This is a genomic window from Endozoicomonas sp., from assembly GCF_031844845.1.
Classification (GTDB): domain Bacteria; phylum Pseudomonadota; class Gammaproteobacteria; order Pseudomonadales; family Endozoicomonadaceae; genus Endozoicomonas.
This window is the reverse complement of sequence record NZ_JAVRMB020000397.1, coordinates 1-12,879: the sequence shown is the minus strand read 5'-3', so window position 1 is coordinate 12,879 and position 12,879 is coordinate 1. Positions and strand designations below refer to the sequence as shown.

The 12,879-nt window shown below is 49.2% G+C and carries 11 protein-coding genes; 4 read left to right on the top strand and 7 right to left on the bottom strand.

Going from position 1 to position 12,879, the window contains the following annotated elements; all coding sequences use genetic code 11:
• The first annotated feature begins 136 nt into the window (after positions 1-136).
• Positions 137-850, top strand: coding sequence for a hypothetical protein (locus RM811_RS21925; protein ID WP_402528425.1), 714 nt, complete (start codon positions 137-139; stop codon positions 848-850).
• Positions 851-994: 144 nt separating this feature from the next.
• On the opposite strand, the gene RM811_RS21920 is transcribed toward RM811_RS21925, so the two are convergent.
• The 3 genes from RM811_RS21920 to RM811_RS21910 form a co-directional block, all read right to left on the bottom strand.
• Positions 995-1,819: a MetQ/NlpA family ABC transporter substrate-binding protein gene (locus RM811_RS21920; protein WP_402528424.1), complete on the bottom strand. Its 825-nt coding sequence runs from the start codon at positions 1,817-1,819 to the stop codon at positions 995-997.
• 230 nt (positions 1,820-2,049) lie between these two features.
• Positions 2,050-2,706, bottom strand: coding sequence for a methionine ABC transporter permease (locus RM811_RS21915; RefSeq protein WP_402528421.1), 657 nt, complete (start codon positions 2,704-2,706; stop codon positions 2,050-2,052).
• A complete protein-coding gene (locus RM811_RS21910) occupies positions 2,696-3,739 on the bottom strand; it encodes a methionine ABC transporter ATP-binding protein (RefSeq protein WP_402528419.1) in 1,044 nt (347 codons plus the stop codon). The genes RM811_RS21915 and RM811_RS21910 overlap by 11 nt, the downstream gene beginning before the upstream one ends.
• A 442-nt stretch (positions 3,740-4,181) precedes the next feature.
• On the opposite strand from RM811_RS21910, the gene RM811_RS21905 reads away from it, so the two are divergent.
• The gene (locus RM811_RS21905; protein WP_402528416.1) at positions 4,182-4,979 is read left to right on the top strand and encodes a ribonuclease T2 family protein; all 798 of its coding nucleotides are present in this window, start codon (positions 4,182-4,184) and stop codon (positions 4,977-4,979) included.
• Here the strand turns inward: RM811_RS21905 and RM811_RS21900 are convergent.
• Positions 4,973-5,695, bottom strand: a complete 723-nt coding sequence (locus RM811_RS21900; protein WP_402528414.1) for a sulfite exporter TauE/SafE family protein — start codon at positions 5,693-5,695, stop codon at positions 4,973-4,975. The two genes, RM811_RS21905 and RM811_RS21900, sit on opposite strands and share 7 nt — an antisense overlap.
• A 360-nt stretch (positions 5,696-6,055) precedes the next feature.
• On the opposite strand from RM811_RS21900, the gene RM811_RS21895 reads away from it, so the two are divergent.
• The gene (locus RM811_RS21895) at positions 6,056-6,661 is read left to right on the top strand and encodes a MarC family protein (RefSeq protein WP_402528411.1); all 606 of its coding nucleotides are present in this window, start codon (positions 6,056-6,058) and stop codon (positions 6,659-6,661) included.
• Positions 6,662-6,751: 90 nt separating this feature from the next.
• On the opposite strand, the gene RM811_RS21890 is transcribed toward RM811_RS21895, so the two are convergent.
• Positions 6,752-7,780, bottom strand: a complete 1,029-nt coding sequence (locus tag RM811_RS21890; protein WP_402528409.1) for a DsbA family protein — start codon at positions 7,778-7,780, stop codon at positions 6,752-6,754.
• Positions 7,781-7,883: 103 nt separating this feature from the next.
• A complete protein-coding gene (locus tag RM811_RS21885; protein WP_402528406.1) occupies positions 7,884-8,468 on the bottom strand; it encodes a thymidine kinase in 585 nt (194 codons plus the stop codon).
• Positions 8,469-8,649: 181 nt separating this feature from the next.
• Between RM811_RS21885 and RM811_RS21880 the strand changes: the two genes are divergently transcribed.
• Positions 8,650-11,088 (top strand): ATP-dependent helicase, encoded by a 2,439-nt coding sequence (locus RM811_RS21880; protein WP_402528404.1) that lies wholly within the window; start codon positions 8,650-8,652, stop codon positions 11,086-11,088.
• Positions 11,089-11,126: 38 nt separating this feature from the next.
• Here the strand turns inward: RM811_RS21880 and RM811_RS21875 are convergent.
• A partial coding sequence (locus tag RM811_RS21875; RefSeq protein WP_402528402.1) for a cadherin-like domain-containing protein occupies positions 11,127-12,879 on the bottom strand: 1,753 nt, incomplete at its 5' end.

Genomic DNA, 12,879 nt, shown 5'->3' with positions numbered 1-12,879 from the left:
GCGGGAAAAACGAAGGGGTAGAAATCGGCATTTTCAACCTTTAGCAACAGCCTCCTTACAGGATAAAACCTATATGCCGATACGGGCTATGAACCCCCTACTTTTTTCAGCCAAGCTGCTTTACCCGGGACTGTTCATGGCCAGAGAACCTGAAGACAATAAAAATTCCGATGACGATGACAGTGGCAATGTTATCGATATGTTCACCCGCAAGCCTCTGGATGAGGCTAATCAACACCAGATTATCCGTATTGCGCCCGAGCTGGATGGCATGGAGATGCTTTACAGTAACGATGCCAACCCGGGCAAACTGTTCAGTATGAAAATCCTGTGCTGGGCTCTGATGAAAGATGGAACCATTGATGCCCTGATTCCCTGGTTGAATAAAGTGGTTCCGGCAAGGGAGCTCGATGACCCACTCAATGGCCACTGGGAGGGTTATTTCGATAAGGTACACGATCACGCTTTTTTTGATGCTCCGGAGCACAGGGCCGCAGAACTGGAAAATGCCGTAAACTATTACCCGCCAATAGATACGGATGAAGAGATTATCGTTCAGGAAATACCGGACACCATCGGCACCCACGCTATTCTCACGGAGGATCAATTCAAAACACTGGTTCTGGTTCATGTTACCAGCTGGCGTCTTTATAATGATGGCCGGATGATGGCCATGGTAGCTGATGACAAAAAAGTGGAAAACACCCCTGTATTACCTGGAGATGAGTGTCTGTTTGCTGCCCAGGAACATAAGGACTTCCATTACTTTTTCCATTATGTCATTGCCAATAAAATCAAACATGGCGACCCGGAAGCCCTGGCGGCTTTTACGCATCTTGTGGAAGGGTAACGCTTTTGATAACGCTGAACTAACTGGATTCAAATTAGCTTAAGAAAGTTTTCTGCCGTCAGTGAAGAAACTTCTTTTTACTAAACAATCAAATAACCATCAAAATTAAGACTGGAAGCAGAACACTTCCAGTCTTACGCAACTTTACTTCCAGCCAGCGACAGAACTGCCTTCAAACAGCTCAGCTGCCTTCGCTTCTACGGCATCACTCTGATAAGACTTGACCAGGGCCAACACCCGGGGATCTTCCTTATTATCTTCACGGGTAACAATGATGTTGACGTAAGGTGAATCCTTATCTTCCACCAGCAGCGCATCACGGGTTGGAATATAACCGGCAGGCACGGCGTAGGTATTGTTAATAAAGGCTATGTCTACATCATCCAGCGCACGCGGCAGCTGAGCCGCATCCAGTTCAATAAACTTGAAGTTACGTGGATTCTCAGCAATATCAGCCGGCGTCGCTTCCAGATCATTCACATCCTTCAGCTTAATAAAACCACGCTGATCAAGCAGAATCAGGGTACGTCCTTCATTGCTTGGGTCATTTGGAATAGCGATTTTAGCGCCGTCTTTCAGCTCACTGATGTCTTTCAGCTTTTTGGAGTAGGCTGCAATTGGATAAACAAAAGTATTGCCAACAGCCACCAGCTTAAAGCCACGGTCTTTCACCATACTGTCCAGATAAGGGCGATGCTGGAAGGCATTAGCATCAATACTGCCATCGGATAAAGCCACATTGGGAGAAACATAGTCAGAGAACTCAATCAGCTCCACTTCCACATTGTGATCTTTCCTGACAATGTCCACGGCGACTTTCATCACATCCGCTTCAGGCCCGGCCATTACACCGACTTTCAGCGGACCACTCTGATCGTCAGATGATCCACAACCCACCATCAGGGCTGCTGAGGCCAACAGGGCAGAACTCGCCAGTATTTTTACTGTTTTTATAATATTAAAAGTCATTTATTACTCCCGGACTTTATTAAAGTTCTGTTAACACCGAGTGTGTCATCAGATTCCTATCTATCTATTATTACACCCTTCCGACGATCCCCGTGGGAATGCGTACGTAACCTGGCGGACACCACAAGGCTCTCTGATAGTCCGCAATCGCATTCCCACGCAAAGCATGGGAGCGAGGTGTTCTTGCGCTTTCCGACCGCTCGATTGTGTCGGAACGAGTGATTAGTTTTTTAATGGCTACGATCATAATGCTGTTGCAACCGGTCACCAATCATCTGCAACAACTGAACCAGCACAACCAAAACGACCACAGTAACCAGCATGATGACGCCATCAAACCGCTGATACCCATAACGAATCCCCAAATCCCCGAGGCCACCACCACCAATGGCACCCGCCATGGCAGAATAACTGACCAGAGTAACCAGAGTAATCGTCATACCGTTAATCACGCCGGGTCTGGCTTCAGGTAACAATACCCGGGTGACGATCTGTAGAGGGCTGGCACCCATGGACTGGGCGGCTTCCACCAACCCCAAAGGCACTTCATTCAATGCACCTTCAGCAATTCGGGCAACAAAAGGAATCGCCGCCACCGTTAAAGGTACAATCGCTGCTGTTGTGCCAATGGATGTACCGGTCAACAATCGCGTCAGTGGAATAATAGCCACCATCAAAATAATAAAAGGAATTGAGCGGCCAGCATTCACAATACCGCCCAGAGTCATGTTGGCAACACGATTCTCGAGAATACGTCCTGCGCGGGTAACATAGAGCAGAACCCCCAGCGGAATTCCCAGCAGAAAACTGATACTGCCGGAAAACGCCACCATGTACAGGGTTTCCCCCAGTGCTTTAAACAACAGTGACCATGCATCAGCTGACATAACCAACCACCTCGACCTGGACCGTCTCTTCTAAAGAGCCTTTCAGAAACTGCAGAGACTGTTCAATACCTTCAGACTCTCCCATAATCTCTACCATCAAAAAGCCCATGACTTTTTCATTCACCGTTTCAATATCCGCCTGCAGGATATTGAAATCCGTATTGAACTGCCTGGCCGCCCTGGTAATCAGCGGTTGCACAACACCCTGTCCAACAAAGGTAATGCGAACAACAGGCCTGGCACCTTCAGAAGGTTCTGACTGAAAGCTGGCTTCAATTTCTGATACCGGCTTCTCATGAATGGCGCTGCGCACAAACTCTTTTGCCAGTTCCGTTTGGGGATTAAGAAAGAACTGCTCTACTTCATTTTCTTCAATAATTTTCCCAAAGCTCATAATGGCCACACGATCACAGATGGTTTTCACCACTTCCATTTCATGGGTGATTATCAAAACAGTAATCTTCAACTGACGATTAATGTCTTTCAGCAGGGAAAGGATGGATCGTGTGGTTTTCGGGTCCAGGGCTGAAGTGGCTTCATCACACAGGAGCACTTTGGGTTTACTGGCCAGAGCCCTGGCGATCGCTACCCGTTGTTTCTGTCCACCGGACAGCTGTGCAGGATAACTGTTTCTTTTGGTATCCAGTCCGGTCAATTCCAGCAATGGTAAAACCGCCTGCTCAATCTCCACTTTACTGGCGCCCGCCAGCTCCAGAGGCAGTGCAACATTATCGTAAACCGTTCGACTGGAAAGCAGATTGAAGTGCTGAAAAATCATACCCATGTTGTGCCGGGCCTGACGCAATGCTTTCTCAGAGAGCAGCGTCAGATCCTGACCATCGACCAGAACCTGACCGGAGGTCGGTTTTTCCAGCAAATTGACACAGCGAATCAGTGTACTCTTGCCAGCACCACTGGAACCAATCACGCCATAAATAGTGCCTTCAGGCACTGTGAGACTCACCCCGTCAATGGCCTTGACCTCTGTACCGCCAGCAGCAAACACCTTGGTCAGATTTTTCAATTCAATCATTACAGCTCCTGCCTGTAACCGCGCTGGATGATCTGCGGCCATGTCTTTTCACAACACCTGTTACAACACTTATCTATTACAGATAGAGTATTTGTCAGATAGTTCCAGTTCAGGATGCATAAAAAAACCACCCTGAGCTAACAGAGTGGTTTCACAAGAAATTCATTATGGAAACCCTTCTTTTAGCGGAATTTATAATGCGCCCGCAAGCTAAGGTCAAATCAGCGCATGGCCGAAAAACTATCTAAATTAAGAGGGGCTGTCAACTTTAAAAGCCGTTGCCCGCTATCCGTTGTCCGTTGTCCGTAAAAGCGCAAGCGGATCGGGCTTTTTCAGGCAACGGGCAACGGGCAACGGGCAACGGGCAACGGGCAACGGGCAACGTTCGTTGATTGGGGAAGTTAAGTTAAGTCAGGTCAAATCCTAAACAAAGGTATTACCCATGTTACCCAACGTATTATTTGGCCTCGCTCTTATCGTGAGCAGCCTGTTTATCCAGCCCCTTTCTGCCACCTTTCAAGATTCGACGGATGATCCTGCCGGTCAGTCCGAAATAAATACCGGCAACAACCGCTGCCACACCCCGGGTCTGGCGGAGCATTATGTTCTGGCCCTGAGCTGGCAGCCGGCTTTTTGTGAACAGCACCGGGATAAGCCGGAATGCCGGGTCACCGACCCTGATGCCTGGCAGACCACCCATTTCACCCTCCATGGCCTGTGGCCCAACCAGCCCGACTGCGGCACCCGTTATAGCTTCTGCGGCAGCGTTAAACAGTCCCAACATGACTTTTGCAAGTATCCCCCAGTGCCTTTCAGGGATGCGGGCACCCTCAGCAAACTCGGCCAATACATGCCCGCTGCAGCCTATGGCAGCTGTCTGCAGCGCCATGAGTGGTTCAAGCACGGTACCTGCCAGACCACCCGGAATGCCGATGAGTACTTCAATACCGCCATGAGACTACAGCAGGATTTCAATAACCGCATCGCCCCTTTTATGGCTCAGAACATCGCTAAAACCATGACAACAGAAAGCTTTTTCGCGCTTGTGGATCAGGCTTTCGGCTCCGATGCCCATCGGCGTCTGAAAATAAGCTGCTCAAGTGGTAACCTGGTGAGCGTTTATATTAATCTGCCCACCAGGCTCGACCAGAATGATATGGGATCCCTGATCCAACAGGCAGATCCGGACTTTTACAATGGTTGTGGAGCGCGTTTCCGGGTTGATGCCATCGGTCAATAGATCGCTGAAATAACGGCCGTCAAACCTGAAATGCTGCACAGCACCAGCATAATCTGGCGAACTCTCTCCTTTTCTATTTTCTCCGCCACCTTGCTGGCAGCCCAATGCCCCGCCAACACAGCAGGAAAAAGAAATACCCCGTAACCTAACTGTTCTTTCGTCAAGAGGTCATTAATCCCCAGCAAAACCAGCGAGATAAAACTACCGACGACAAAAAATACAGCAAGATTGGCCCTGATCCGGTTACCGCTTTCATTCTGCAACACCAGAGCCATGGGTGGTCCACCAATGGATGCCGCCGTTCCCATCATCCCGGAACATAAACCCGCGCTAAACAACGTGAACGGTGTGGTTTTCAGCTTATAGGGACAAAGACTCCCCACAACGGCCAGAAGAACAGATCCGCCAAGCACCAGACTGAGGTGTTGAGTGCTGACCAGCATCAAAACCATCACGCCCAGCATGGAGCCGGGCAAACGACCTAACAGGGCATAGCCAAGTATTGAGAAATCAACTTCACTGGCGTAACGCCTTGCTGAAAGCGCTCCGATCATCATACCGGAGAAAATCAATGGCCCGGGCACCAGTCCCGGATCAATTCGATAAAGAAAAGGCGCAGCAACTACTGCCATACCAAAGCCGATGGTTCCCTGGACGACAGCACCCAGACCAACAACCCCCATCGCAGCAAGCAACTGCAGAAGTGACAATTCCATGAAAGTACATCCAGCAAAAACTTCAGAAATCACTCGAGTCTCTGCTATATTATTTTTTAGAATAAAAAAAGAAGAGGAAATTATATAGAGATCATGTCAGTCGATACATACGTACTGATTATTTTTTTGTTTACCAACCGGTAATGACTGGACAAAAGACATTTGTCTTATTTAATAAGGGGTGAAGGAATACATTTAAACGGTCATGGCTTTCACTCTCAAACATTTGCCATGCAATAAAAAACAGGTGTCGTCAGGATTTTTTCGCAGCTTTCAGGCTGTCAGTTACTCAAGCGATCAATCCCCTGGTTCCATCCAATTATGTCCCAACACCCATAACCAGTACGGGCAGGTAACTCTATGGATCTCTTCTTCAAAGATTTTATTATGCTCTGGGCAACTATTGACCCGGTGGGAACACTGGCACTGTTTACCGGACTGACCGCCCGATTAACCAAATCACAAAAGCGCCGAATTGCCCTTAAGGCCACTGGTTACTCATTTGTGATCCTGTTATCTGCCCTGGTTCTTGGCCAGATTATTTTAAAGGCCATGAATATCCAATTGATCTCCCTGCAACTGGCTGGCGGTATCATCCTTTTCCTGTTTGGTTTGCAAATGATCTTTACTGATCCTGAAGAAGGAACGGGTTCAAGAGAGCCCGGCCACCAGCTGGCCGTTTTTCCCCTGGCCGTACCTTCCATTGCCAGCCCGGGTGCCATCATGGCCGTTATTGTTCTGACGGATAATCACGTAAAGACTTTTTCCCAACAGGCCATGACGGCTGGCGCCATGACACTGGTACTGCTGGTCACCTGTGGCCTGATGCTTTTCGCAGACCGCATCTTCCGTGTGATAGGCCATAATGGTTCAGCCATTATTATCCGGGTGATGGGTATGATTCTGGCTGCACTTTCAGTAGAACTGGTGATGACCGCACTGGGGATTCAACGCTGGATGGGTTAATTACTCTTTAAGGCTGCTACCCGCCATCCGTTTCCCGTTACCCGCAAAAACACAAGCAGTCCCGGCTTTTGCGGGTAACGGGTAACGGTCTTATTTCTGCTTCAAGCGTTTTTCAATTTCAGCTTTCAGATCAATAGCCGGGTCATGGGTGTGCAGTCTCTGACCATTCACAAAAAAGGTTGGCGTACCGGTTACACCAAGATCCTGAGCCAGCTGATGGGAATCCAGAACAAACTGTGCTGAATCATCAGAGGTCACACAGGCGGCAAATGCCTTTTGATCAAGCTTCAGCGTTTTGGCCAGATCACCCGAAGTCGTCATGGTAACCGGCTTTTCATACGCCAGATTAAAGAACTCCCGGAATTTATCCTGTTTGCCTGCACAGTAAGCGCCACGAGCGGTAGCCGTACTACTGCCAGGAACACCTCTCTCTGTGACCAGATAATCCACATAGTACAGTTTGATTTTGTCTTTATACTGCTTCATCAACTTGTCGATATCTGGTTTGGCCGTCCGGCAGTAACCACAGTTGTAATCGGCAAATTCAACAACGGTAATGGATGCATCGCTGGCACCTTTCCATGGGTACGGGGACAGATCCATGGCAAGGCTCGGCGCTTCCGGCTGAGGCAGTTTACTCTCGAAACCGGACTCCTTTTTCACCCTGGCGATCAGGGTTTGAATAACCTCCTGACGCTTACGATTTTCCAGTTCCTCGCGAAGCTGGGGTTCTACCTGACCAAATGGCATGTCAATCTGATCTTTATACTGTTCGTACAGCGCTTTTACTTCTTTCTGAGTGGCAGGCTCGTAGTTGAACAAAGAGGCTCTCATCTCCTGGATAGAACGGCCTGATTCGTTCGCTTTGTTCTCGATATACATCGCCACTACGGCCTGTTCCAGAACACGATTCAGACTGTCCCGTGCTTCTACCTCGGCGTCATAGTAAGCCTGTTGCAGGAATGGCTGCATATCTTTCAGTTGATATCCCTTTCCTTCATAAGAAAAGAGAACATCATTGCCAGCAGCCACTGCACTGGCAGAGGTAGCAATACTGCCAGTGCCAGCAATAGAGAGCAGTAAAACTGACAGGCTTTTATTTAACGTGAGTTTCAACATTTCATTCAACTCTGTAGTGATGGTCGAGCCTAAAATAAGCCAGCCATTCTATCAGTAAGATAAACGACAGGAAAAACTCAAATCATCAGTTTACGAATACCTTTCAGTCTCCACCCATCATGGATTTATAGTGCTTTCTGCACACAGAGAGATAGCTGTCATTACCACCGATCTGCACCTGACTGCCGCTCTTAACGGGATTACCTTCTCCGTCAAGGCGCAGCTGCATATTGGCTTTTTTCTCACAGCGTTTACAGATGCTCTTCAACTCGGTCATTTCATCGGCAATACTAAGCAGTACTTCGCTACCCGCAAATGCCTTACCAAAGGCATCCGTCCGCAAACCAAAACAAAGCACCGGGATGCCCAGAACATCCACCACATCAGACAATTGCCATACCTGATCTGCCGTCAGAAACTGTGCTTCGTCTACCATTACACAGGCAATATACTCTTCACTGTGCTCCCTGCTGATCTGCTCAATTAAGTCATCCTGCTGGGAAATAGCCACCGCTTCACTTTGCAAACCGATTCTTGAGGTGATTTGTCCCACGCCAAAGCGATTATCAATCATCGGAGCCAGCAACAGCACCCTTTTACCGGCGCTCTGATAATTATGGGCAGATTGCAGAAGGTAAGTACTCTTGCCTGAGTCCATGGAAGAATAATAAAAATATAGGGAGGCCATTACACGTTAATCCTGGAGTTGATGGCTTAATTATTCCGTCATTGTCGCTTTAACTCTACCGGAATTACCGTACAGCCTATTGTGAAAATGCTTATCGTGGGATTTTACCAGCTATATCACCGGTTGGATTTTTGCTAGCCTTCTCCGTTCCACACCTTCCACACAATAAGCGCCTCACTGAATGAAACTGACGCCACACCAACAAGCCGTTGCCAACCATGATCAGGATCATGCCCTGTGCATTGCTGTCGCCGGTTCCGGAAAAACCTCCACCCTGGCACAGCTGGTGAGCAATCTGCTGCACAAAGGCGCAGATCCACGGCGGGTGATGGTGATGATGTTCAACAAAGCGGCACAACTCGATTTCTCAAAAAAACTTCGCACTCTGGCCGCTAATCAGTTTACAAATCTGACACAGGAGCAATTACAACTACCGGAGATACGTACCTATCATGCAACCGGGCTGAAGCTGCTCAGAACCCTGGAAAGCTGGCGCGTTCGTGAACCTTATAACAAACAGCCACTGTCTGAAAAAGTGGTTGAGTTACAGGTCAGAACCCTGATTCTGAAGCTGGCTCCGGAACCCATTAAAGATCGTATTCGCTCCGATGCCGCACGCCTGATTGAAGCCGCCGTCAGTTTTATAGACTCAGTAAAAGCCCATTTAACCAGCCCGGAACAGTGGTTTGAGCAAACCAGCTATACCGACGACTATCGTTTCTTTATTCAGCTTTTCCACCACTTTGAACAATGGCGTCATCAGCAGCGATCCATCACCTTTACCGATATGTTGTACGACCCGGTAAAACTGATTCTGGCCAACCCGGAGCTGATTCCCAACGTCGAAAACAAAATGGATTTCATCATTGTGGATGAGTACCAGGACACCTCGACCCTTCAGCACCGGTTCACCCAACTGATCGCCGGACAGCGGGCCCGAATGGTAGCGGTGGGCGACCCGGACCAGACCATCTACGAGTTTGCCGGTGCCAATATCGATAATATTCTCAGCCACTTTCAGCAGGATTATGCCGATACCGGTGAGGTGACAGAACTCACCATGCCCCACACCTTTCGCTACGGTCACAGTATTGCCCTGGCTGCCAGCCATCTGATCAGTCAGAATCGCGCCCGGAAAAATGTACTCTGCATCGCCCACCCTGAAAATCCTCCGTCACTGATCCGCATCAGTCAGTCCGAATCAGACGACAGTCGTTTTGTGGTTGAAACACTGATGGAGTATCTGGCATCCGGCACACCGCCGGAAGCCATTGCCATTCTGGTGAGAGTCTGGGCCCAGGCCGTACCCATTGAATTAAACCTGCTGGAAATGGGGATTCCCTACACCAGCGATGGTCCATCCCTGTTCCAGAGACCGGAAATTGAAGCGCTGATCGATGCCATGACACTGGCCAGTGGCCGGTTTGCCGAACTGGAGCCTGATGTTCGTTACCACAAGCTGGTCAGACTGCTGACCCTGCCACACATCGGCATCAAGCAACATCACATTGACTGGCTATGCCAGCAATTGAAACTGAATCATGATCAGTTTGGTAAGGCCATGAAAAAACTGACGCCTCAATTAAAGGACATCAGTGATTTCCAGGCCAACAAACTGAACGACAGGGCAGAGCTATTTATCCGGCTGGAACAAACCGGTCACCAGCAAAAAGCCCACAAACTGATCGCTACTTACATTCAGCAATCGGGAATCTACGACAGTCTCCGTTCCATGAGCCTCAATGAGCAGCGCACCGAAGAGCAGATTCTGGCCATCAAAGGGTTTCATCGTTTTCTGAAACAGCTCAATGAAGACACCGTCAACTGCTGTTGGCATATTGATACCCTGATCGAGAAGCAGAAAAAACAGAAAAGCCAGCGCCAGAGAACGCATCAAGGTGTCACACTCAGCTCATGTCACCGCGCCAAGGGACTGGAGTGGCCGGTGGTCTTACTGCCCGGTCTGACCCGACAATACTGGCCCTTTCTGCGGGAAGACGAGCTGGCTGCTCTTTCTGTTCAAAAGAGCAGCAATGCCATTGAATCGGAGCGCCGTCTGCTCTATGTAGCGATGACACGGGCAAAACAACAGTTGCATCTATTTACTGCACAGGGCGATCTGGCTGGAGGTTCCACAGGAAACCGGTCTTTTGCCCCAGCCAGTCAATCGTTGACTGCCGGCACAAACCGTCAGGACAGTATCAGCCCCTTTATACTGGACATGAACCTGCCTCATGTTCTTTCCCTCGGCAACCTGTTGCACGAAGAGTCTGATGAGGCGTTGGTAGAAGTGATCCATAAAACTGGCCTGACACCCATATCGAAACGTTATGTTGCTTCAGCAAAACCCTCACTGACCAGACAGCTCGAAACAGTGTCTATGATTCCCACGCCCCGCAGTAAAAATGCGCCAGCTGCATCAGGCCCAACACCGGGAACGTCCAGAGATGGTCCCTGGCAACTCAGAGCTATTATTGATCATGCCATCTTTGGCCGGGGTGAAGTGATCGAAGTGAATGACAGCAATTTTTCCATTCGTTTTGACAGCCGACAGCACGGTGTCAAACGTTTTGCCAAGATTGAGGAGGTTCGTCATCTATTCAGAGTTATGCCAGCCTGAGTCAATAACCGGATTAATACAGGTACTACCATCCCTGACTATCCATGATCCAGATTATCGTTATTGATCAGGCTATTCAGAATTTCATTATCGCTACTGCCAAGGGTGAACAAATCCGCATCCTTAAAGGTAACCCGCTGGGTTATATCACCATCAGCCTCGGGACGAATTTCCATGATGGTGTCATCACCGCTGGCAACAAAATGGAAATACTGATCCAGACTGTTGGCAGAATCCACAAGAAGATCATCCAGTTTCAACTGGTCTCCTTCACTGGTGTTGAAATCCGTGATAGTCAGTTCTGCCGGATCCGCAGCATCACCGATAATATTGAATTCAAAAGTATCCGCTCCCTGGCCACCGGTGACCGTCACATCATCGTGGTCAATGGTAAAGATTTCGTTATCCGCATCCCCTATCAATGTTTCCGCTTCTGCTGCTGAACCCACTACGGGTTGAACATTAATAGTAAATTGACCACCTTCAAATTCAAATGTTGCACGATGCGTTTCTGTGAAGTCGAACGCTGTGCCGGGGGCCACACCGCCAAACCAGCGAAAATCAAAGTTAGTCTCGCCAGCATACTGCGCATCTACCATCACCCTACCGTTGTTGAGGTCCCCGTACACCAAAGATGTTGGAGGGTTTACGGGGATGTCATTCAAGTACATGCTCCCATTTTCCATGGATGTTAGTACTTGTAATTGTTGAAAATCGCCACCCACAGAAAGTGCCTCTATGGTCAGGGTAATTCTCTCTCCGCCAAAATAAACATCCATCGCTGTTGTCGCCGAATGAGTACCATCTGAAACCTCATAGGTGACTTCGGCGATACCGTTAAACCCTGCAGCCCCCGTCAATGTCCAATAGGTTGAGTCATCTTCTGCGATCAACTCTGCCAAAACGGCTTCACTGGCCAGGCCTGCAAACTGAACATTTTGAACCAGCAGATTATCAACGCCCTGATCATCGGTAGCATTGGCTAACAGATCGGCCTCCGTAAAGGTGTATACCCCCTGTTCGCTGGTGCTGCCTGACAACTCTCCACTAATCTCCGGAGCATCGTTCACTACGATTACATCAAAGGTCAGAGTACGTACCGCACTGTTTTCCTCTCCATCACTAACCGTAAACTGCAAGTCGGTATAGCCAGCGCCATTGTCATTGGCTTCCGGAGTAAATTCCAGATTCGGGATATCAGCCGCGGCAATAACCTGATCCGTTGTCACGGCAATACCACTCAGGGTTAAAATGCCTTTTGCAGGTAACTGAGTAAAGGTGACAGACACCAGAGCATCACCGGAATCAATATCACTGAAACCAAAGTCAGCAGCCGTGAAGGTGTGGCTGCTATTTTCATCAATGATCAGGGTGTTGTCCGCGGCTTCAGGGGCATCGTTGACAGCACTGACACTGATGGTTGCCGTGGCCGCTGAGGTGGCTGTACCGTCAGACACCTCGTAACTGAGTGTCACCAGACCATTGAAATTTGCGACGGGCTGTATATTCCATCCGCTTGCCGTTTCGGTCACGGTGGCGCCGTTACTGGCTATCGGAGTGGAGACGATGCTCAGCACCGATGAGGCATCCGCATCCAGAGTATTGGCCAGTAACTCTGTGCTGGTGATCGAGAGTGTTCCATCTTCGACAATGGCATTCAGGGTGACCGCTTCACTGACCACCGGGGCATCGTTGCTGCCGGTGATGGTCAGGACGATAGCCTGAGTGGTGCCATCGCTGGCGGTGAGGGTCACCGTGTCGGTGACCACCTGATCCGCATCCAGACTCTCT